The sequence below is a fragment of the Streptomyces rishiriensis genome (assembly GCF_030815485.1).
Taxonomy (GTDB): Bacteria; Actinomycetota; Actinomycetes; order Streptomycetales; family Streptomycetaceae; genus Streptomyces; species Streptomyces rishiriensis_A.
In genome coordinates this window covers 919,805-940,713 of sequence record NZ_JAUSWV010000002.1, presented here as the reverse complement: position 1 = coordinate 940,713, position 20,909 = coordinate 919,805, and the positions used below count along the sequence as shown (strand labels likewise).

Here is a 20,909-nt window from a genome sequence, read left to right as displayed (position 1 = left end):
GCGGCCGGACCCGCGCCCGCCCGGGGTACGGACCGGCGGCCGGCCCCGCACCCGCTCGGCGGCCCGACCGGGGTACTGGCCGGTGGTCTGACCCGCGCCCGCTCGGCGGCCCGACCGGGGTACGGACCGGCGGCCGGCCCCGCACCCGCCCGGCGGCCCGACGGGAGCCTCGACCGGTGTCTCCTCTCGTGGCTTGGCCGGTGCCTCGACCTGTGCCCCGCGCGGGCCGTCGGTCGAGCCGCGGAGTGGGGGGCGGGCCGGTGGACGGACGGCCGCGGCCTCGGCGCCGAGCCGCGGCGGACGGGCTGCCCGGCCGCAGGTACGCGCTCTCACCGTGCCGCGCCCGTCGTCACGGTCCGTTCCACCGAGAACGCGCCCCACGTGCCGTCCGGCAGCCGGGCCCGCAGCCGCACCCGGTGCCCGGCCCCTTCCTCCCGCCCCACGTAGAAGCTGTAGGTCGCCCTTCCCGCAGGCGGGGTCCCGCCCCACACCAGCGAGGTGGCCGGCCGGCCGTCGAGCTGGATCTGGTACTCCGTCACCACGCCGTCCACCCGGGGCGGCTCCCACGACAGGTCGAGGTAGTAGGCCCCGTCCGCGAGGCGGGTGCCTGCCCGGAAGTCGGCCGGCGCGGTCTGCGGCCCCCCGTCGTCCCCCGGCGCGGTGGTCAGGCGTACGGGCGCACCGGCGGGCGAGACGTTGTCGGCGGCGTCCCTGGCCCGGACGGTGAACGAGTAACGCGCCCCGGGACGCAGTCCCGTGACGACCGTCGCCGTCTGGCCCCCGCCGACGCTGTGGATCCGCACGCCGCCCTGGCAGACGTCGTAGGACACCACCTTCCGGTCGTCCGTGGACGCCGTCCAGGACAGCTGGACGGCCCGGCTCCCGGCCGCCCGGCCGGTCACCGCACCCGGCGGGGTCGGGGGCGAGCGGTCCGCCGCCGCGGCCGCCGGTGTGGTGGCCCGCACCTCCCGGCTGCGCGGACCGAGCCGCCCTTCGCCGTCGCGGGCGCGCACCGTGAAGACGTAGGTGGTGGACGGCGAGAGACGGACGACGTCCAGCATGTGCGCGGAGCCGGGCACCTCCTGGACCTTCCCGGAACCGCGGTACACCTCATAGGCGCTGACCGCGGGGTCAGCGGCGACCGCGTTCCACATGACGTGCACGCTCGTCGCGCTCCCGGCCTGCGCGGTGACCCCGGTCGGCGCGCCCGGCGCCCGTCCGTCGTCCCGGTCCGCGCCCGCGCACCCGCAGCACAGGCCCGCCACCAGGCCGCACAGCACGATCCACAGCACAACACGTCGCACGGCTTCGCCTCCCGGCCCGGCACGGCGGCAATGGTCCGGACCAATATGGCGTGGTGGCGCGCACACATCAAGAGGGCGGAACCGCGGGGCCGCCGTCGGCGACCGCTTGCGGGGGTTACGTATGCTGAAGTTCCTCACGGCTGAACTCACCCTGAGCGCTCATGAGTTCACGCCGGTGGCGCGGGCCGCTGTCGTCGCTGATCCCGCGCCGCACAGGGACCAGGGGTCCGGAGCCGAACGGCGTCCGGGCCCCGGCCCTCTGTCGCACCGTCGGGCCCCACGAGGATGCTCCTCCTGCTCCGTACGGCCCCATCGGGGTGGCCCCGAGGCGTGATGGACACCACATTGTTCCGAGTGTCCGTCCATGCCCCTACGAGAGGGTCCGTATCGTGCGCGTCCAGTCGCTGACGCTGGCCGCGGCCGGCCTTGCCCTGCTGGCCCCGACCACCTCACCCGCCGCCCCGCACCCGTCCGCGGGCGCCCTCGGGGCGTCGGCGCCCCGGCAAGAAGGCTCCGTCCGCGCCGCCGACCTGCTGGCCCGGATCCGCGACTGCACACCCGTCTCGCGCGGCCGCTACCGCCCCGACGACGGCGCGCCGGCCACGATCCCGGTCTGCGGCACCGACGAGGCGGTGTTCTGGACGGCCGACATGGACATCGACTGCGACGGCCGCCCCGGCCCGGAGTGCAACAGCCGCACCGACCCGCTGTTCTCCGACGCGACGGCCTATCAGCAGTCCGACGGCCGCAACCTGAGCGCCGAGACCCTGCCCTACATCGTGGTGCCGGGGGTCAGCGGCATCTGGGACCACCGCGACCACGGGGTGGGCGGCGGGTCGGTCGCGGCCGTCGTCTATCAGGGCCGCGTGCAGTACGCGGTCGTCGGCGACACGGGACCGAGCGGGATCATCGGTGAGGCGTCCTACGCCACCGCCAAGGCCCTCGGCATCCGTGCCGACCCGCGGGGCGGCGGCACCCCCTTCGGCGTCACGTACATCGTCTTCAAGCACTCCCGGGCGACGCCCATCGAGAGCCATGCCTCGGCGGTGGAGACGGGGGAGCGGCTGGCGCGGCTCTTCGTGCGCGGCACGACGGGACAGCCCCGCCCGCCGGAGGAGGAAGCGGAGGAGGAAGCGGACGAGTGGGCGCCGGGCGGCCTCGCGGAACTGCCGCAGGGCGAAGGCGGCGCGGCACGGGCACGGCGCACGGGGGCCGGAAGCGAAGGCCGCCCAGCCGCCGAGGGGGACGGCGGGAGCCTCGCCGAAGAGCCGACGGGCCAGGAGAGGCCGGCGGCCGAGGAGGGCGAGGCTCGGGAAGCGTCGTCGGACGACACGGCCGACGCGCAGGCGCAGGATGACCCGGACGCCGGGACGGCCGACGGAGACGAAGGCGGCGAAGGGGACGAAGGAGAGGGAGAGGCCGAAGGAGACGGAGGGTCCGAGGGAATCGGAGGGGGCGAGGAGGGCGCGTAGGTGACGGGCGGGACGGCTGGGCCGAGCCGCTCACACCTTGCGGTAGCCGTAGGCCTCCGTGGCGGCAGCCTGCACCGCGTCCAGGTCGGCACCGGTCGCCGCCGTCACCACCGCGGCCACCGCGCCCTCGACGAACGGAGCGTCCACCAGCCGTGCGTTAGCGGGCAGTTCGTCGCCCTCCGCGAGCAGTGCCTTGACCGTGAGGACGGCGCTGCCCAGATCGGTGAGGACCGCGACACCCGCGCCCCGGTCCACGGAGGCGGCAGCGGCGACGACCAGCTCGGCGCTCGTGCCCAGCCCGCCGCCCGCCGTACCGCCCGCCGCGGCGACCGGCACCGCCGGACCGCCGCCCACCAGGCCCAGCGCCAGCTCGGCCACCGCCGACGCGACCTCCGCGCTGTGCGACACCAGCACGATGCCCACCAGTTTCCCGTCGCTCATCGGTGCCTCACTCCCCGCCCGCTTCGGCGCCGGCGTCGGCGAGCGCGGCGATGAGCAGTGCCGCCGAGGTGGCGCCCGGATCCTGGTGACCGATGCTGCGTTCGCCGAGATAACTGGCCCGGCCCTTGCGGGCCTGTAGCGGAGTCGTCGCCTCGGCGCCCTGCTCGGCGGCGGCCCGGGCGGCGCCGAAGCCGTCGGGGAGCGCGTCGACGGCCGGCACCAGCGCGTCGATCATGGTCTTGTCGCCGGGGGCGGCACCGCCGAGCTGCATCACCGCGTCCACCCCGGCGCGCAGCGCCTCGGCGAACCCCTCCTCGTCCACCTCGGCCGCGTCCCCGAGCGCCTTCCCGGTCCGGCGCAGCAGCGTGCCGTACAGGGGCCCCGAGGCCCCGCCGACCGTCGAGATCAACTGGCGTCCCGCGAGTACCAGGACGGCGCCCGGTGTCTCGGGCGCCTCCTTCTCCAGGGCGGCGCTCACCGCGGTGAAGCCACGGCGGAGGTTGCTGCCGTGATCCGCGTCCCCGATGGGCGAGTCGAGGGCCGTGAGCCGGTCCGCCTCGCGGTCGACGGACGAGGCGGTCGCGGTCATCCAACGGCGGAAGAAGTCGGCGTCGAGCACTGGATCTCCTTGCATGGTCGGTACGGTCGGAGCGCCCTGTCCCTGTCCTCGTTTCCGCCTCAGACGCCCCAGCGCAGCCCGGCGGTCCGCACCGGCGCGTCCCACAGCCGCAGCAGCTCCTCGTCCACCTGGCACAGGGTCACCGAGGCGCCGGCCATGTCGAGGGACGTCACGTAGTTGCCCACGAGCGTACGGGCGACCGCCACCCCGCGCTGGGCCAGCACGCGATGGACCTCGGCGTTGAAGCCGTACAGCTCCAGCAGGGGTGTCGCGCCCATGCCGTTGACCAGGAGCAGGACAGGATTGCGGGGCGTCATGTCGTCGAGGATCGCGTTGATCGCGAAGTCGGCGATCTCACCGGAGGTCATCATCGCCCGCCGCTCCCGCCCGGGCTCCCCGTGGATGCCGACGCCCAGTTCCAGCTCACCGGCCGGCAGATCGAAGGTAGGGCTGCCCTTGGCCGGAGTGGTGCACGCGCTGAGCGCCACACCGAAGCTGCGCGCGTTCTCGTTCACCTGCCGAGCGAGCGCCTCGACCCGCTCCAGCGACTGCCCCTCCTCCGCCGCCGCCCCCGCGATCTTCTCCACGAACAGGGTCGCGCCCGTGCCGCGCCGCCCGGCCGTGTAAAGGCTGTCGGTCACGGCGACGTCGTCGTCGACCAGCACTTTCGCGATCTGGATGCCCTCGTCCTCGGCCAACTCGGCCGCCATGTCGAAGTTGAGGACGTCGCCCGTGTAGTTCTTGACGATGAACAGCACGCCCGCCCCGCTGTCGACGGCCGCCGCGGCCCGCACCATCTGATCCGGCACCGGCGAGGTGAACACCTCGCCCGGGCAGGCCGCCGAGAGCATTCCGGGTCCGACGAACCCGCCGTGCAGCGGTTCGTGCCCCGAGCCGCCACCGGACACCAGCGCCACCTTGCCCGCCACCGGAGCGTCCCGCCGCACGACCACCCGGTTCTCGACGTCCACGGCCAGCTCGGGGTGGGCGACCGCCATTCCACGCAGCGCGTCCGCGACCACGGTCTCCGCAACGTTGATCAACATCTTCATCGGTACCTCCCAGGGAGTGGGCAGACGGGCCTGTAGCCTGTGTCTTCCCAGGTCAGGGCCAGAAAGACGAGTGGTCGATCGTGGCGGCGCCCGGCGGTGAGGGGCAGCCTTCCGGCGGTGCCGACGCCGGCCGAAGGGTGACATGAATGACGGCTTGTCCACCGATGTCGGGTGTTCCTGTGCGCCATGGCCCCAGCCTCCACTCCGCCAGTATCGACCTTGCGGTCGTGAAGGTCACGCGAGAGGAGCCGTCATCCGGGCTCGCGCTCGAAAGCGATGATCGATGGACGCCCGTGCGGACAGCCGGACGGCTGTACGGGTTCTCTTGCGACCGGCGGGCGGAGGGCCGCTCTCAGCGCTCCGGTTCCCGCCGCCTCAAGGCCGGCCGGTCCGAACCCCTCGACCCGGCCCTGTTCCCCGAAGCTACGGCGAAGTGGTTGTGAGCGTGCGGTCAGGCGGCGAAGGACGCGAGCAGTTCGTTGTACTGCTTGGCGGCTGTGTTCAGGTCATCGTCGGAGAGGCCGAAGGCGGTGCCGTACAGCTTGACCATCGGCTGGATGTCGAACTGGCACAGCCGCAGGGTGGCGTGCCAGTTGCTGAGGAGCGTCTCCAGGGTGGTCTTGTTCGCGCCTTCGGGGGTGTAGTGCTCGGCGGGGACGCCGGCGGTGACGGCGACGACGGCCTTCTTGCCGGCGAGCCTGGAGGGAGAGCCGTCCATGGTGAAGGCCCAGCCGAGGGTGAAGACCTTGTCCTGCCACTGCTTGAGCAGAGGGGTGGTGTTGTACCAGAACACCGGGTGCTGGAAGACGACCACGTCGTGGTCGGCCAGCAGGGCCTGCTCGGCGTCGATGTCGATCTGGAAGTCGGGGTAGGTGGCGTAGAGGTCGTGCACGGTGACATGGGCCAGCTCGCGGACGGCGTCCACCAGGGCCTTGTTGGCCTTCGACCGGGACAGGTCGGGGTGGCCTACGACAAGGAGAACCTTGGACATGGTGAGAGAACCTCTTCAATGATCAGTGAAATGGGTGAGCGGTGCGGGTTGGTCGGGTGGGACGGGTCAGTACGTCGCGGGGGCGTCGGATCACCGGTCGATGCTGGCCATGTTCGCCTCGTCGTGGCGTTCGCCCGCAGCCGGTGTGAGGTTGTTCAGGCGGTCGAGCTGAGCGGCGCTGAGTTCGATGCCGTCGGCGGCGGTGTTCTCTTCGACGCGTGCGACCCGGCGGGTCCCGGGGATGGGGGCGATGTCGTCGCCGCGGGTCAGCAGCCAGGCCAGCGCGGTCTGGGCCGGAGTGGCGCCGACCTCGGCTCCGATGGCCTGTACTTCGCCGACGATGCGCAGGTTGCGCTGGAAGTTCTCGCCGGTGAAGCGCGGGTTGGTCTTGCGCCAGTCGTCGTCGGCGAAGTCGTCGACGGTGCGGATCTGCCCGGTCAGCAGGCCATGGCCGAGCGGCGAGTAGGGCACGAATCCGATACCGAGCTCGCGTAGCAGCGGGAGGATCTCGTCCTCGACGTCGCGGGTCCACAGGGAGTATTCGGTCTGCAGCGCGGACACGGGATGGACGGCGTGCGCCCGGCGGATCGTCACGGGACCGGCTTCCGAGAGGCCGATGTGGCGCACTTTGCCTTCGGTGACCAGTTCGGCCAGCGCGCCGACGGTCTCCTCTATGGGCGTGTCCGGATCGACGCGGTGCTGGTAGTAGAGGTCGATGTGGTCGGTGTCGAGCCGCTTGAGCGAGCCCTCGACCGCGGTCTTCACGTTGCCGGCGCTGCTGTCGATGACGCCGGGACCGTCGCCGGCGTGGGAGACGAGGCCGAACTTCGTCGCCACGACGACGTCGTCGCGGCGGCCCTTGATGGCCTTGCCGACGATTTCCTCGCTGCGGAAGGGGCCGTAGATCTCGGCGGTGTCGATGTGGGTGACCCCGAGGTCCAGGGCCCGGTGGATGGCGCGGATCGACTCGGCGTCGTCGAGCCCTCCGCCCGTGGTGTAGGTGCCGGCCATGGTCATGGCTCCCAGGCCGATGCGGGAGACATCGAGCCCGCCCAGTGATACGTGCTTCATCAGGTACTCCTTGTCGTGACGGCCGTCAGGCCGGCCGGTGGTCGTGAGCAGTGGGGCGCCATCCGTCGGCGGGCCGTGCCGGGGTGATCGGCGCGCTGGCGGCGCGGGCGCCGTTGCCCGAGTAGGGGGGCAGCGCGGAAGGTGCACCCGGCGGCGGCCTTCGGCCTCGGCCGGGCATGGTGCTTGGGTGGGTGTCGTCATAGGTCGGGCTGCCGAGGGCATCGATGCCGCGGTCGTCCGCGAAGTGCTTCGTCCAGTCGGCCGGGCGGCCGACCATGGGGCTGGGACCTGGGACCTGGGACCTGGGATCTGGGAGCTGGGAGCTGGCCGCTGTCAGGTGGGGTGGTCCGACCTCGGCGTTGCCAGGGCCAGGCTGCGGCGGAACCCGCGGGCCGAACCGGCTGCGCCGGGTCAGTGCTCGTGGGCCGCCGACTCCAGAACGAGAACGGGGATCTCACGGTCCGTGTTCTTCTGGTACTCGGCGTAGCCGGGGAACGCTTCGACGGCTCGGGCCCACCACAGTGCCTTCTCGTCCCCGGTCACCTCGCGTGCCAGCATGTCCTGGCGCACCGGGCCGTCCTGAAGCTCGACCCGGGGGTCGGCCACCGCGTTGTGGTACCAGACCGGGTGCTTGGGGGCTCCTGCCATGGAGGCGACCACGGCGTAGACGCCGTCGTGCTCCACCCGCATGACCGGGGTCTTGCGGATCCTGCCGCTCTTCGCGCCCAGAGTGGTCAGGATGACGACGGGCAGGTCCCGGAGCCTCTCGTCTTCCTCCCGTGCGACCAGGACACTCAGCGTCGTTCCCTGTGTACCGCCGGAGCTTTCGTACAGCTCCACCTGGTCACGTACAAACTGCGCCTTGCTCGGCTCGTACTCGCCTTTGAGGGGCATGTCGACTCTCTCCGTGCTGTCGAAACGCGCACCTGGCGCGCTTTTCCGTCCTGGCCGGGGTGCGGGGCGTGGTGCTCAGGCGTGGGCGTTGTCGTAGGCCAGGGCGCCGCCCAGTTCGCGGGATGCCTCGGCCTGGGCGAGGAGCTCCGTGGCCTTGGCCTCGGCGGCCTCGATGGCGTCCGCACCGGCGACGAAGCGCAGCGGCGGCTTCTCCTGCTGGGCGATGGTGAGCAGGGCGCGGGCGAGCTTGGCGGGGTCGCCGGGCTGCTTGCCGTTCATGCTCTTCATGCCCTCGATCCGGGGTGCGGTGCGCGGGGCATAGTCGTCGATGGACAGCTCGGGCCAGTTAACAGAGCCGTCCACGAGGAGTTCGGTGCGGAAGTAGCCGGGCTCCACGATCGTGGTGTGGATGTCGTACGGCTCGACGTCGTAGCGCAGGGACTCCATCCAGCCCTCTTCCGCGAACTTCGAGGCGGCATAGGCGGAGGTGAACTCCATGCCGACCAGCCCGGCGGTCGAGGTGATGGTGATGACGTGGCCTGCGCGCTGCTTGCGCATGATCGGCAGGACGGCGCGGGTGACGTTCATCGGGCCGAAGAGGTTGGTCTCGAACTGCCGGCGCATCTGCGCGGGCGAGATCTCCTCGAAGTAGCCGGTGAAGAGGTTCCCGGCGTTGTTGATCAGGACGTCGATGCGGCCGAAGCGGTCGACAGTTGCCTGCGCGGCGGCCTCGGCGTCCTCCAGGATGGTGACGTCGAGCCTGGTGACCAGCAGATCGTCCTGCGGCCCGCCCAGGGTCTTCTCCACCTCTTCGGGGCGGCGGCCGGTGGCGACGACCTGGTGGCCGGCGGCGAGGGCCTCGCGGGCGATGTCCGTGCCCAGACCGCGTCCGGCACCGGTGACGACAATGACCTTGCTCATGGGGAGTTTCCTCTCAGGCGCCGTGCTCCGGCACCCGCTGTGTGCGGGGGTGATGCATGCGGCGCATACGGCGCCGCAGAGGGGCTGGGCCCGGCGGCACGAGCACCGCCGGTCCGGACGGTTCACACCGCCGTGGGTGGTGCACCACCAACAGAAGCGGCTGTCACGTGAGGGTGGGAGTCCCTGATGAGGGGGTCACTGACAGGGACCCCCAACCCGGCGGATGCGCTCGTAGAGTGAAGCGCATGGCAGGCAGAGACGACCCCAACGGCACAAGCCGCGACATCCGCGATGATTTCCGTGCGGAGATCCGGGAGTTCCTCGGCACGCGGCGGGCCAAGGTCACCCCGGAGCAGGCCGGACTGCCGCTCTACGGCGGAGAGCGCCGACGCGTCACCGGGCTGCGCCGGGAGGAGGTAGCCCTCCTCGCGGGCATCTCCAGCGAGTACTACACCCGGCTGGAGCGCGGCAATGCCACGGGCGTCTCCGAGAGTGTCATCGAGGGCATCGCGCAAGCACTGCAGCTCGACGAGGCCGAACGCATCCACCTGCTCGACCTCCTGCGTGGCGCCGGCACGACCCGTCCGCCCCGCCGCCGCCCGGCCCAGCAGCGCGTCCGGCCCACGGTGCAGCGCGTCCTCGACTCGATGAGCGGCACACCCGCGTTCATCCTCAGCGGACGCGGGGACATCCTGGCCGCCAACCACCTCGGGCGCGCCCTGTTCTCCCCCGTCTACGCCGACCCGGTACGGCCGCCGAACAACGCCAGGTTCGTCTTTCTCAGCCCGCACGCGACCGATTTCTTCCGCCACTGGGACGAAGTCGCGGGCGACACGGTCGCCATGCTGCGCGCCGAGGCCGGCCGCGATCTCTACGACCGACGGCTGACGGACCTGATCGGGGAGCTGTCCACCCGCAGCGCGGAATTCCGTCGCCGCTGGGCGGCCCACAACGTCCGGATGCACACCACCGGCGTGAAGCTCCTCCACCACCCGGTCGTCGGCGACCTCGACCTGCCTTTCGAGACCTTCCCGCTCCCCGACGGCCCCAGCCAGTTCCTCCTCACCTACACCGCCGAGCCCCGCTCACCCTCGCAGGACGCCCTGAACCTGCTGGCCAGCTGGGCCGCGACCGACGACGACATCGATCAGTCCACGCCGGCCAGCGACTCGCAGCCCGCCGACTCGGGCGAGACACCGGACTGAACGACGGGCCACGCGAGGCGACATGCCCACCCGCGAACACCACAACTGACCACCCGGACGGCACCACCCGAAACGCCTCGGCGAGGGTGGCGCTCGCTTCACATGGACGCGGCCGAGGCCCCTCGGGATCCGGCCAGGCCAAGGGCCCGAGGTGTCATGCCGGGGCTGCGGCTGTCTCTCCCTGCGGGACGAGGGGCCGGGTAACGTCGTCGTCCGGATGGACAGGTCCAGATCGAGGCGGCTGTTCATGTCCGGCTCGAACCAGCCGTAGGGGTTCAGGTGGGTCCGGAACAGCGGGGACAGGGCCCGCCCGTCGGCGTCGGTGAGCCGCTCCTGCCACTTCTCCCCCCTCAGGTTGTCCTGGAGGAGCGGAGTGTTCATGTGCCCCAACGCCGACTGAAGCAGGCGCAGGGCGAGCATGGACGCCTCCTGGGACTCCTTGTCGGAACCGGTCAGGTCGCCGTCCTTGCCGTAGTACGACGAGCGCAGCACCGTATGCGCCCGGGCCCGGTAGCGGGCCTCGTTCGCCGCGGCCGGCCGGTCGCTCTCCGACGGGGGGCGGCCCACCCGTACGGGCTCGTGTCGAACTCCCGGTGGCGGGCACTCGGGGCGTGGCGGCTCCGGTCCGGAGCCGTCGTGTCCAGGCTGGAGGTGTAGGACATGGGTCATGGTGGGAACGTGATCGACGAGCTGATGACCGATCACCGCGAGGTCGAGGAGCTCTTCGGCCGGATCGAGGCGCTGCCGTCCGGTGCCAAGGACCGCAAGCTGTGCGCCGACCAGGTCACGATGGAGCTGGTCCGGCATTCGGTGGCCGAGGAGGCGTATCTCTACCCGGCGGTGCGTGAGCACGTCCCCGGTGGGGACGCCCTGGCCGACAAGGAACTCGAGGACCACGCGCAGGCCGAACAGATCATGAAGGACCTGGAGGGCTGTCAGGCGGACGATCCCGAGTTCGACCGGCTCGTGGGCATGCTCATGCGCGAGATCCGCGAGCACGTGGCGGACGAGGAGCAGAACCTGTTCCCGAGGCTGCGCGCGGTGTGCCCGGCGGAGGCCCTCGACGACCTCGGCGACAAGGTCCGCAGGGCGAAGAAGACGGCCCCGACCCGGCCGCACCCGGCCGCCCCGGACCAGCCCCCGGCCAACAAGATGCTGGCCCCGGGCGTCGGGATGATCGACCGCATGCGGGACGCGCTGACCGGCCGCGGCAAGTCCGACTGAGGCGGCCGGGTCGGCCGTCAGGCGATGAGCGCCTGCCCCCGCCCGAGACGGCCGAGCAGCTGGGTGTGGTGCAGGTCCGCCACGCAGGCGAGGAGGTCGGGGTGGCGCAGCAGCGCCGCCGCTTGGCGGTCGTGGCGGTCGGGGGCGATCAGACGCCGGAAGTCCGGCGTCGTCCCACGGGTGTGGTCGCCCCCGGCGAGCCCGGCCACCGCGCCCGCGGCCAGTCCCGGATCGGTGAGCAGACAGGCCGCCCAGCTCGCCACGACCTCGTCCACCCAGCTCCGCCAGGCGGCGTCCCGTCGGCTGTCCGCGTCAGCGCCGCTGATCCGGTCCAGCCGGGCCGAGCCACCCGGACCCGCGATGCCGAGGAGCGCGGCGTCCGTGGCGGTCGGATAGCGCAGCCAGGCGGCGACGGTCACCGCCTGCCGGGCCTGTGCCTCGCACAGGGCGGAGGCGAGGGCGCCGCCGCTCGCCGGGTAGGCGCGGGTCAGCCATTCGGTGGTGGCGGCGATGACGGGGGAGAGATCTGCGAGCACGGAGCCGTCCGAGGTGTGCGGCGAGGAAAACGGGGCTGCTAAACCGTAGCCCGCGACCCCCGCCGAAAGACATGCCCGGATCCTCACCCCGGCCGTGGCCTCGGCCACAGCGCCGCCCGCACACCCCCTCCTCGACCCGCCCCACCCACGTCCGTCCGTGCTCGTCACCGGGCCCACGGCTGCCCGCCCGCAGTCGTCCCACGCCTCGTCCCGTCCCGCCCCGTCCCGCCCCGTCCCGCCATGACTTCCTCGATGGAGGCCTGGATCGGCGCTCTGTGATACTGGCGTCGTGCCGTCGACCCCGCAGCCGCAGGCCCTCGTGCCCCCGCATCCGATAACGCCCGACGCGCCGGACGCGATAGCGCGGCCCTTCCTGACCCAGTCCTGGCTCGACCTCACCTTTCTCCACTGGGCCGCGGACCCGGCCGATGTGGCCGGGCTGCTGCCGCCGGGGACCGTCCCGGACACCCTGGACGGCCTGACCTACGTCGGTCTGGTGGCGTTCCGGATGCATCGCGTCGGCTGGTTCCGCCTCCCGGGCGTTCCCTACCTGGGGTCCTTCCCGGAGACGAACGTCCGTCTCTACTCGGTCGACGCGCACGGTCGGCGGGGCGTCGTCTTCCGGTCGCTGGACGCCTCCAGGCTGCTGCCGGTGGCCGTGGCCCGGATCGGCTTCCGGATGCCTTACGTGTGGTCGCGCATGGCGATCGACGCCGACGCCGACACCGTCACGTACACCAGCCGCCGTCGGTGGCCGGGTCCGCGCGGGGCGCGCAGCCGGCTCACCGTGCGGGTGGGCGAGCAGATCGGGGAACCCACGGCGCTGGAGCACTTCCTGACCGCGCGCTGGGGCATGCACAGCGCCTTCTTCGGCCGGTCGATGTACCTGCCGAACGCCCATCCGCGCTGGCCGCTGCACCGCGCCGAGCTCCTGGAGTGCCAGGAGGACCTGGTGGCGGCGGCCGGCCTGCCGGACCCGGCGGGAGAACCGGTGAGCGTGCTGTACTCGCCGGGCGTCCCGGCCCGCTTCGACCGCCCGGCCCGCCCGCACCGCCCGGCCGGCATCCCGACCCCCTGACCGCACCGGCCCCCTGACCCCACCGGCCCGCGGCTGACCGCACCGGCCCGCGGCTGACCGCATCGGCCCGGGTCGGCTCGTTCCGGGTCCGTTCGCCGCGGATCAGACGAACTGCGGGGCGGTGCCTGAGCGGGAACACCGGCGCGGCGACCGGGGCCCGGGCCGGACGCCGCGCCCGTGCGGCAGGGCCCCTGCTCCCGTGGTGCTGGGGTTACCGGCTGGGCGCGTCCAGGCCCGGCCCGCTGTCCGGCTCGGGGTTGAACACCGGGTGGTAACTCTCCGGCGGCGCGAGATAGGCGGCGGCAGGGAGCCCGCCGGTGTCGACGACGATCTGGTCCACGACGATCCCCGGGTCGACCATGAACACCCGCAGGACGTGCTCGCCGGGCTCGGTGACCGTGACGCTCGCGGTCAGCTTCTCGACGCCCTCCTCCACGTTGCGCGCCCAGGCGTCACCCCGGTTGCCGGTGGCGACGGCCTGCCCCGACAGGACGACGGGCGACTGGTCGTCGAGCGCGAGGGCCAGTCGCCGCGCGCCGCGCTCGTCGAGCGAGGGCAGCCGGAAGACGGTCACGGGAAAGGAACCGGTGGCGCCGAACCGCACCCGGTACCTCAACTCCGGTGCGCGGGCGGCGAAGTCGGAGGTGACCGGGGCCGCCGTGGACGGCACCGCCTCCACGGCGGCGGTACGGCGTCCGAGCCCGCGCACGGTCCGCCAGCGGGCCCGGCCGCGCGCCACCCGGTGCTCGGTGTGCGCGGCGTCGATCGAGACGTAACCGTTCGCCTCGACGAACCCGCGGGCACGCCGGCGCGCCCGCTCCCCGTCGTTGACGACCCTCACGGGCACCTCGAAACGCCGCTCGCCACTCGTGAAGGCGATCGTGACGTCATGCGCGCCCTCCGGTGCCCGCGCCCAGTCGATGTCGACCCACACCCGGGTCTGCTCGGTCAGCGTGCCGCCCGTCGCACTCAGGCGCACCCAGGGCTGTTCGGCCTCCGCGACCCAGTCGACCGCGAGGAAACCGGTGTTGAAGACATCGACGAATCGCCGGTCCCGGGTGGCGGCGGCGAAGGCCAGGGGCCGTTGGGTGCCGATCTCGTTCCCCTCGGAGGCGATCCCCAGGCCCGAGGTCTCCTGCCGGGCGATCCTGGTGACGGCCGGGCGGCCCGGCGCCTTGGGGATCTGCGAGGGGTAGGGGTTGACGTAGCCGTCCCACTTCCCGCCCGCGACCTCCGTGTTGTAGCGCCTGGTGAGCGCCGCCTCCTGGGCGTGTGCGGTTTCGGCCAGATCCGCGAAGACGTTGGTTCCGGCGCCACGGCCCTGACGCACCGCGAGGGCGTTGCGGTCCGCCCAGTAGTACTTGAGGTTCATCAGGTAGGCGCCGTGCACGGGATATCGGACCAGCTCGTAGTAGGCGTCCTGGTAGGCCTCGGGGAGTTCGGCGCCCAGCGCCACGGTCCGTTGCAGCAGTCGGTCGTACGCGGCCATCCGGCGTCCCGCCTCGTCCCCGTGGTGCACGACGGAGAACATGTTCCGGTCGATGAACTCCGGGCGCCGCTCCGCCGCGAGCCGGTAGTACTCGGTGCGGACCGCGGCGATCTCCTGGGCGTGGCGGAGCCCGAACTGCCGTCCGTACCATTGCGCGAGGAATCCTCCGACGTCGTCGGCGTGCCACCGGTCCACGTCCCAGGCCATGTCCAGGGAGAACGACAGTCCGGTCTCGATCGACTTGAGGTCACCGACGTTGAATATCCACATCCGGTCCACACCGTGCTCGTACACCCGGCGCAGTTCCTGCCACACCTTGGCGAGCTGCGTGGTGTCCAGCCACAGGTAGCTGCGCGGGCGGCCCCAGTAGGAGAGGTGGTAGTAGATCCCGTTGCCGCCGGAGCGGGCGCGTTCCGCCTCGGTCGGCAGCTGGCGCATGTTGCCGTGGTTGTCGTCCGGCCAGATCAGTGTGACGTCGTCCGGAACCTGGACGCCCGCGTTGTACAGGTCCAGGACCTCCTTGTACGGGATGAAGATCTGCGGCCGCGCCGCCGCGCCGACCTCCTCGGCCAGGATCCGGCGCTGGTCGGCGATGATGTCGTTCATCACCACCACCTTCTCCGCGGTCGTGGTGGCGTACTTCGTCTCCAGCGCGGTGTCGTGCAGGCCGCGCATGCCGATGGTCCAACTGCTCTCGTAGGCCGCGTTCTCCCGGGCCCGGGCTCTCCAGTAGGCGGAGATGACGGCGGGGTTCACGGTGTAGTCGTACACCGGCAGTCCGCCGTCGGCGTCACGGTGCTCCTCGGCCCACGGCGCCCACTCGTGGACGCCGTTGCGCAGCAGGGCCTCCGGGTGGCTGGAGCCGACGACGATGCCGTAGCGGTCGGCGAGTTCGGGGCTCTCGCGGTACTTGTTGAAGAAGTCGGAGTACGGGTGCATGGCCGGCCACAGGTAGTTGGCCTTCAGCCGCAGCAGCAACTCGAAGAGACGGCGGTAGGTCTCCGGTCCGATGTTCTTGTCCGGATCCTGGGTGCGCTGCGACCACGTGGTCAGGTTCTGCTCGTCGTTGATGAAGACACCCCGGTAACGGACCGACGGTTCGCGCCGTTCGAAAGGGCCGACGGGCACGGTGACGCCGTCACGCTGTTCCACGGGTACGTCGGCCCACCAGTACCAGGGTGAGACGCCGACGCGTTCCGACGTGTCGTAGATCCCGTAGACCGTCCCGCGCCGGTCGCTGCCCGCGATCACCAGCGCCCGGTCGACGCCGGGCGCCGGGCGCTCCACCACCTGGGTCACCGAAGCCTCCCAGCGGCCCTGCACGCGCCTCACGTCCAGCCGCCCCTGCCGGACGAGCCGGTCGATGACCGGGCTCGCGCCGAGGGTGCCCACCACGACCAGTGCCGTGGACCGTTCCGGCAGGGTGTGCCGTAACCCGGGTCGCACCCCGCAGACCCGTTCCACGTCGGCCTGGAGGTCGCCGGCCGCGCGGATCACGGCGGGGTCGTCGGCGGCGTCCACGAACACGTCGACGGCGACACCGTCCCGCACCAGGTCGAAGCCGGGCCGGTCGGACCCCGACGCGGCGTGCGCGGCCCCCGGGAGCACCGCGGGCAGCAGCGGGGCCATTCCGACGGCCGTCACGCCTCGCAGGAACGCCTTCCGGGTCCACGACGGCTGCGAGGGGTCCTGCGGTGCGGTGGTCGGCATCGACACTCCTGGACTGGGCGGTGGCGGTATGGCATGACCATGCTAGAAAGCGCTTTCTGACGCACCCTAGGTCAGGGTCGGGCACGGCGTCCATATCCGTGCGGGGCCGACGCCGGGTCCCCACGCACAGCGAGGCGACGAACTGTCGACCGGCGGGAAGTCGCCCGTCGACGCGGTGATCAGGACCTGGGCGGGGCGCAACGGCGGCGGCACTACGGTGCGGCGCGTGTGCGCCTCGGGCCCCGCTGCCGAGCGGCTCCCTCGCGGTTCGCCGGGTGTGCGCCGGTCGTGCGGGTGCGGGTGCGGGTGCGGGTGCGGCCCGGGCGAGGGCGCGACGACGGGTGGCGGCGCGGCATGTGCGGGCCGGCGGCTCGGCCCCGCCGCCGGGCGGGTGTCGCTCGTGCTCGCTCGGGTGTGCGGCCGTGCGGGTCACCCGGGCCGCGCGGGTGGGGGACGGTGGCGGTGCTCCCGTCCCTTTTCGTCAGTAGGCTCTCCGGCATGCGCATCTCTGTCTCATCGGACATGGACGAACCAGTGGCCCGCGCCCTCGTCGCGGAGCTGCGCGGCCGTGGGCACGACGTGGTGCCGTACGGTGCGCTGCGGTCCGGCGACGATCCGCAGTGGGCGGTGTGCTCGGCGGCAGCGGCCCGGGACGTGGCCGACGGGACCTCGGAGCAGGCGGTGGTCTGCTGCTGGACCGGCACCGGTGCGTCGATCGCCGCGAACAAGGTGCCCGGCGTCCGGGCCGCCCTGTGCGCCGACGCCTACACCGCCGACGGCGCCCGCCGCTGGAACGACGCCAACGTCCTCGCCCTCGGCCTGCGCCTGACCTCCGAGCCGTTGCTCAAGGAGATCCTCGACGCCTGGTTCGCCGCAGAGGCCGGCGGCGACGCCGAGGACCGTCGGAACGTGGCCCACGTCGACGGCCTCGACGCCGCACGGGCGCGCTCGGGATCGTAGGACGCCCCCCGCACCCCTCGTACGGACGGCTTCGCTCCTCCGTACGGGTCGCTCGGCCCTGCCGGGTACCCGGCAGCCGGACAGGGTGGGGAGGTACGGACCGGCACGTGCCTTCGAGCGACCCGATCCGGAAGGGAACCCGAGATGTCCGTCGAACCGCAAGCGACGTCCGCCCGGCTCACCGACGACGAGCTCAGGACGCTGCACGCCCACTGGCGCGCCGCGAACTACCTCTCCGTCGGACAGATCTACCTGATGGCCAACCCGCTGCTCACCGAGCCGCTGCGGCCCGAGCACGTGAAGCCGAGGCTGCTGGGCCACTGGGGGACCTCACCGGGGCTCAACCTCGTGTACACCCACCTCAACCGCGTCATCCGCGCCCGCGACCTGCACGCCCTGTGCGTGTGGGGCCCCGGCCACGGCGGTCCCGCGGTCGTCGCCAACTCCTGGCTCGAGGGCACCTACACCGAGACGTATCCGGACGTCACCCGCGACGAGGCCGGCATGGCCAGGCTGTTCCGGCAGTTCTCCTTCCCGGGCGGCATCCCCAGCCATGTCGCCCCGGAGACTCCCGGCTCGATCCACGAGGGCGGCGAACTCGGCTACTCGCTCTCGCACGCCTACGGCGCCGCCTTCGACAATCCGGACCTCCTCGTCGCCTGTGTGATCGGCGACGGTGAGTCCGAGACCGGGCCGCTGGCCGCCTCCTGGCACTCCAACAAGTTCCTCGATCCCGTCCACGACGGAGCGGTCCTGCCGATCCTGCACCTCAACGGATACAAGATCGCCAATCCCACCGTGCCGGCCCGGATCCCCGAAGCCGAGCTCGACGACCTGCTGCGCGGCTACGGCCACGACCCGATCCACGTCACCGGCGACGAGCCGAACGGCGTCCACCGTGCGATGGCACAGGCGATGGACACCGCCCTGGACCGCATCGCCGCGCTCCAGCGCGCCGCCCGCGAGGACGGCTCCGGCGAGCGCCCCCGCTGGCCGGTGATCGTGCTGCGCACCCCGAAGGGCTGGACAGGACCCGCCCACGTCGACCGGCTGCCCGTCGAGGGCACCTGGCGCTCCCATCAGGTGCCGCTGGCCGCCGTCCGCGACAACCCCGAACACCTGCGCCAGCTGGAGGCCTGGCTGCGCTCCTACCGGCCGGAGGAACTCTTCGACGCCCACGGCGGCCCCCGCCTGGACGTCCTCGCCTGGATCCCCGACGGCGACCGCCGCCTCGGCGCCACCCCGTACGCCAACGGCGGACTGCTGCTGCGCGAACTCCCCCTGCCCGCACTGGAGTCGCACGCCGTCCCGGTCGACAGGCCGGGCGCCACCCGGCACGAACCCACCGCCGTGCTGGGCGGGTTGCTCGAAGAGGTGATGCGCTCCACCGCCGACCGGCGGGACTTCCGTCTCGTCGGTCCCGACGAGACCGCCTCCAACCGTCTCCAGGCCGTCTACGCCGCGAGCGGCAAGGCCTGGCAGGCGCAGACCCTCCAGGTCGACGAGAACCTCGACCGGCACGGCCGGGTGATGGAGATCCTCTCCGAACACACCTGCCAGGGCTGGCTGGAGGGATATCTGCTGACCGGCCGGCACGGTCTGTTCTCCTGCTACGAGGCGTTCGCGCACATCATCGACTCGATGGTCAACCAGCACATCAAGTGGCTGCGCGTCACCCGAAGGCTGCCTTGGCGCGCACCCGTCGCCTCGCTCAACTACCTGCTCACCTCGCACGTCTGGCGGCAGGACCACAACGGTTTCTCCCACCAGGACCCCGGCTTCGTCGACCACATCCTCAACAAGAGTCCCGAGGTCGTACGGGTCTATCTGCCGCCGGACGCCAACACCCTGCTGTCGGTGGCCGACCACGTGCTGCGCAGCCGCGACTACGTCAATGTGATCGTGGCCGGGAAACAGCCCTGTTTCGACTGGCTGAGCATGGCGGAGGCCCGCGTCCACTGCGCGCGCGGCGCCGGGATCTGGGACTGGGCCGGAACCGAGAACGGCACCCGCGAACCCGACGTGGTCCTCGCCTGCGCGGGCGACGTCCCCACCCAGGAAGTGCTGGCCGCCGCCCAGCTGCTGCGCCGCGAACTGCCGGATCTCGCCGTCCGGGTCGTCAACGTGGTGGACATCGCGCGGCTGCTGCCGAGCGGCGAACACCCGCACGGCATGGGCGACTTCGAGTACGACGGCTTGTTCACCGCCGACAAACCGGTCGTCTTCGCCTACCACGGCTACCCCTGGCTGATCCACCGCCTCGCCTACCGCCGCACCGGCCACCCGCACCTGCATGTGCGCGGCTACAAGGAGTTCGGCACCACGACCACGCCGTTCGACATGGTCGTGCGCAACGACCTCGACCGCTATCGCCTCGTCATGGACGTCATCGACCGTGTCCCCGGCCTCGCCGTGCGCGCTGCGTCCGTACGGCAGCGGATGGAGGACGCGCGACTGCGCCACCATGACTGGATCCGCGTCCACGGCACCGACCTGCCCGAGGTAACCGACTGGACCTGGGACGGGTGAGACGGCAGCTCACCGGCGTCCGGCCAGGGCGCACGGACCGGGGCGCAGGGCGCAGGCGGAGGGGCGGCGGGCGGCCCGCCGTGCGCCCTGGTACGGCGTCCCGCCCGGTGCTTACAGTGGTCGATCGACCCTGCGCGCGGATCCGGCGGGGTGAGTCCCACGCCGGTGGTCGTCGCTCGTACTCGTCCTTCGCCCGGCACGCGCCCGGACCCGGAGCCGGTAGCCGTTCCGCGCGCCGGAGCGGCTCCCGGGGCGAGGGGTACGGCGGCCACTCGCGCGACAGGCACCATCCGTGACACCGCTCGTGCCGTGCGGGGGCCCGTCCGCGGTACGAGCGCGCGTCGAGAGCCGCTGGAGGCCGCTGTGTCCCGACCGTGCATCGCCCTGATCGCCGACCCCACCTCACCCGAAGGCTGCCGTGAGTATCTCGCCGACGCCGTGGAACTGCTCACCGGGGCCCCGCCCGTCCGGGTCGACTCCCGGCACTTCGCGACCGGCGGAACCGGCCGCGGCGTCCGCGACGGAGGCCGGTTACGGCTCCAGGTCCCCGAGGAGCGGCTGGACTTCGTACCCGACGTCGTACTGCTCTACGAGATCCCCCCGCACCACCGGCGGGCTCTCGCGGGCTTCCAGGAGCTGCTGGAGCGCCATGACGTGGTGACCCTGGCGGCCGGACCCGACGCCTGGCGGACGGCGACCGAGAAGAACCTCACCGTCGAACGCTTCGTCCGGGACGGTGTCGCCCAGATGGAGACCGCCGTGCTGTCCCGGCCCTCCCGGCGGGAGGCCGCCGACACCTTCGACCGGCTCGGCCGCGACACCTGGGCCCGGCCCGTCGTCGGCACCGGCGGCAACGACACCTTCCATGTCACCACCCCCGCCCAACTCGAGCTCGCCGCCGCCTACTACGCCGAGCGCGGCACCGACTGGCTGCTCTCCCGCGACGCGGGCAACATCACCGCCGACGGCCGGCGCCACCAGTTCCGTGTCTTCGTCCTGGGCGACCGCGTCGTGCACGCCCGCGAGCACCTCCAGCCGCAGACCGACATCCCGTGCAACACCTGCCAGGGCGCCACCGCCGTCCACATCGCCCCGCAGGACCTCCAGCCCCGGCTCGCCGAACTCGCCGTCGAGGCCACCGCGTCGGTCGGGCTGCCCTTCGCCGGGGTCGACCTGGCGGTCGAGAACGGCGGGGTCGTCTTCGAGGTCAACGTCCAGCCCGCCTTCGTCGACGGCGAACTCGAACTCCGGGCGGTGGCCGTTCCGTACGTCCAGGCGCACCTGGACGCCTTCGCACCGGCCCTCGGCGGACCGACCCGGGGACTCACAGCTTCGGCGTGAACGAGGTCGTCCTGCCCTCGCCGCCGACCGCAGCCGCCGGTCGGCGGCGAGAGCAGGCACCAGGATCAGGCC

Annotated in this window: 17 protein-coding genes and 1 pseudogene; 7 read left to right on the top strand and 11 right to left on the bottom strand. The window is 72.3% G+C overall.

Annotated elements, in window-relative coordinates; translation table 11 throughout:
* Positions 1-329: 329 nt before the first annotated feature.
* On the bottom strand, positions 330-1,304 hold the full coding sequence (locus QF030_RS06565; protein WP_307161694.1) for a fibronectin type III domain-containing protein: 975 nt from the start codon (positions 1,302-1,304) through the stop codon (positions 330-332).
* Between the two features lie 389 nt (positions 1,305-1,693).
* Between QF030_RS06565 and QF030_RS06560 the strand changes: the two are divergent.
* A pseudogene (locus QF030_RS06560) lies at positions 1,694-2,395 on the top strand (glycoside hydrolase family 75 protein); the annotation flags it as partial.
* Between the two features lie 411 nt (positions 2,396-2,806).
* On the opposite strand, the gene QF030_RS06555 reads toward QF030_RS06560, so the two are convergent.
* The 7 genes from QF030_RS06555 to QF030_RS06525 form a co-directional block, all read right to left on the bottom strand.
* Positions 2,807-3,217, bottom strand: a complete 411-nt coding sequence (locus QF030_RS06555; RefSeq protein WP_307161693.1) for a PTS-dependent dihydroxyacetone kinase phosphotransferase subunit DhaM — start codon at positions 3,215-3,217, stop codon at positions 2,807-2,809.
* A 7-nt stretch (positions 3,218-3,224) separates the two neighbouring features.
* A complete protein-coding gene (gene dhaL, locus QF030_RS06550; RefSeq protein ID WP_307167489.1) occupies positions 3,225-3,836 on the bottom strand; it encodes a dihydroxyacetone kinase subunit DhaL in 612 nt (203 codons plus the stop codon).
* Between the two features lie 59 nt (positions 3,837-3,895).
* The gene (dhaK, locus tag QF030_RS06545; RefSeq protein ID WP_307161692.1) at positions 3,896-4,888 is read right to left on the bottom strand and encodes a dihydroxyacetone kinase subunit DhaK; all 993 of its coding nucleotides are present in this window, start codon (positions 4,886-4,888) and stop codon (positions 3,896-3,898) included.
* 451 nt (positions 4,889-5,339) lie between these two features.
* Entirely contained in the window at positions 5,340-5,879 is a 540-nt protein-coding gene (locus QF030_RS06540; RefSeq protein ID WP_307161691.1) for an NAD(P)H-dependent oxidoreductase, read from the bottom strand.
* A 90-nt stretch (positions 5,880-5,969) separates the two neighbouring features.
* Positions 5,970-6,950 (bottom strand): aldo/keto reductase, encoded by a 981-nt coding sequence (locus QF030_RS06535; protein WP_307161690.1) that lies wholly within the window; start codon positions 6,948-6,950, stop codon positions 5,970-5,972.
* Positions 6,951-7,361: 411 nt separating this feature from the next.
* A complete protein-coding gene (locus QF030_RS06530; RefSeq protein WP_307161689.1) occupies positions 7,362-7,844 on the bottom strand; it encodes a nitroreductase family deazaflavin-dependent oxidoreductase in 483 nt (160 codons plus the stop codon).
* 75 nt (positions 7,845-7,919) lie between these two features.
* On the bottom strand, positions 7,920-8,765 hold the full coding sequence (locus tag QF030_RS06525) for an SDR family oxidoreductase (RefSeq protein ID WP_307161688.1): 846 nt from the start codon (positions 8,763-8,765) through the stop codon (positions 7,920-7,922).
* A gap of 245 nt (positions 8,766-9,010) precedes the next feature.
* Here QF030_RS06525 and QF030_RS06520 point away from each other — a divergent pair, with 245 nt between their 5' ends.
* Positions 9,011-9,970: a helix-turn-helix domain-containing protein gene (locus QF030_RS06520; RefSeq protein WP_307161687.1), complete on the top strand. Its 960-nt coding sequence runs from the start codon at positions 9,011-9,013 to the stop codon at positions 9,968-9,970.
* Here the strand turns inward: QF030_RS06520 and QF030_RS40545 are convergent.
* Positions 9,851-10,639, bottom strand: coding sequence for a Tn3 family transposase (locus QF030_RS40545; protein WP_373428742.1), 789 nt, complete (start codon positions 10,637-10,639; stop codon positions 9,851-9,853). The genes QF030_RS06520 and QF030_RS40545 overlap by 120 nt on opposite strands.
* Here QF030_RS40545 and QF030_RS06515 point away from each other — a divergent pair.
* Positions 10,631-11,194 (top strand): hemerythrin domain-containing protein, encoded by a 564-nt coding sequence (locus tag QF030_RS06515; protein WP_307161686.1) that lies wholly within the window; start codon positions 10,631-10,633, stop codon positions 11,192-11,194. The genes QF030_RS40545 and QF030_RS06515 overlap by 9 nt on opposite strands.
* 17 nt (positions 11,195-11,211) lie before the next feature.
* Here QF030_RS06515 and QF030_RS06510 read toward each other — a convergent pair whose 3' ends face one another.
* The gene (locus QF030_RS06510; RefSeq protein ID WP_307161685.1) at positions 11,212-11,730 is read right to left on the bottom strand and encodes a hypothetical protein; all 519 of its coding nucleotides are present in this window, start codon (positions 11,728-11,730) and stop codon (positions 11,212-11,214) included.
* Between the two features lie 289 nt (positions 11,731-12,019).
* Between QF030_RS06510 and QF030_RS06505 the strand changes: the two genes are divergently transcribed.
* Positions 12,020-12,808: a YqjF family protein gene (locus tag QF030_RS06505; RefSeq protein ID WP_307161684.1), complete on the top strand. Its 789-nt coding sequence runs from the start codon at positions 12,020-12,022 to the stop codon at positions 12,806-12,808.
* 211 nt (positions 12,809-13,019) lie between these two features.
* On the opposite strand, the gene QF030_RS06500 is transcribed toward QF030_RS06505, so the two are convergent.
* The gene (locus QF030_RS06500) at positions 13,020-16,007 is read right to left on the bottom strand and encodes a glycosyl hydrolase 115 family protein (RefSeq protein ID WP_307161683.1); all 2,988 of its coding nucleotides are present in this window, start codon (positions 16,005-16,007) and stop codon (positions 13,020-13,022) included.
* 498 nt (positions 16,008-16,505) lie between these two features.
* Here QF030_RS06500 and QF030_RS06495 point away from each other — a divergent pair, with 498 nt between their 5' ends.
* The 3 genes from QF030_RS06495 to QF030_RS06485 all read left to right on the top strand — a co-directional run bounded on the left by QF030_RS06495 (position 16,506) and on the right by QF030_RS06485 (position 20,837).
* Positions 16,506-16,967: an RpiB/LacA/LacB family sugar-phosphate isomerase gene (locus tag QF030_RS06495; protein WP_307161682.1), complete on the top strand. Its 462-nt coding sequence runs from the start codon at positions 16,506-16,508 to the stop codon at positions 16,965-16,967.
* Between the two features lie 144 nt (positions 16,968-17,111).
* Positions 17,112-19,496, top strand: a complete 2,385-nt coding sequence (locus QF030_RS06490; protein WP_307161681.1) for a phosphoketolase family protein — start codon at positions 17,112-17,114, stop codon at positions 19,494-19,496.
* A gap of 363 nt (positions 19,497-19,859) precedes the next feature.
* Complete coding sequence (locus tag QF030_RS06485; RefSeq protein ID WP_307161680.1) at positions 19,860-20,837, top strand: ATP-grasp domain-containing protein; 978 nt, start codon at positions 19,860-19,862, stop codon at positions 20,835-20,837.
* Positions 20,838-20,909: the final 72 nt, after the last annotated feature.

What these genes read in the sequence shown, in the direction of transcription:
- QF030_RS06525 (WP_307161688.1), bottom strand. Translation starts at nt 8,765, where the DNA reads ATGAGCAAGGTCATTGTCGTCACCGGTGCCGGACGCGGTCTGGGCACG.
- dhaK (WP_307161692.1), bottom strand. Translation starts at nt 4,888, where the DNA reads ATGAAGATGTTGATCAACGTTGCGGAGACCGTGGTCGCGGACGCGCTG.
- QF030_RS06540 (WP_307161691.1), bottom strand. Translation starts at nt 5,879, where the DNA reads ATGTCCAAGGTTCTCCTTGTCGTAGGCCACCCCGACCTGTCCCGGTCG.
- QF030_RS06535 (WP_307161690.1), bottom strand. Translation starts at nt 6,950, where the DNA reads ATGAAGCACGTATCACTGGGCGGGCTCGATGTCTCCCGCATCGGCCTG.
- QF030_RS06520 (WP_307161687.1), top strand. Translation starts at nt 9,011, where the DNA reads ATGGCAGGCAGAGACGACCCCAACGGCACAAGCCGCGACATCCGCGAT.
- QF030_RS06515 (WP_307161686.1), top strand. Translation starts at nt 10,631, where the DNA reads ATGGGTCATGGTGGGAACGTGATCGACGAGCTGATGACCGATCACCGC.
- QF030_RS06555 (WP_307161693.1), bottom strand. Translation starts at nt 3,217, where the DNA reads ATGAGCGACGGGAAACTGGTGGGCATCGTGCTGGTGTCGCACAGCGCG.
- QF030_RS06495 (WP_307161682.1), top strand. Translation starts at nt 16,506, where the DNA reads ATGCGCATCTCTGTCTCATCGGACATGGACGAACCAGTGGCCCGCGCC.
- QF030_RS06500 (WP_307161683.1), bottom strand. Translation starts at nt 16,007, where the DNA reads ATGCCGACCACCGCACCGCAGGACCCCTCGCAGCCGTCGTGGACCCGG.
- QF030_RS06530 (WP_307161689.1), bottom strand. Translation starts at nt 7,844, where the DNA reads ATGCCCCTCAAAGGCGAGTACGAGCCGAGCAAGGCGCAGTTTGTACGT.
- QF030_RS06490 (WP_307161681.1), top strand. Translation starts at nt 17,112, where the DNA reads ATGTCCGTCGAACCGCAAGCGACGTCCGCCCGGCTCACCGACGACGAG.
- QF030_RS40545 (WP_373428742.1), bottom strand. Translation starts at nt 10,639, where the DNA reads ATGACCCATGTCCTACACCTCCAGCCTGGACACGACGGCTCCGGACCG.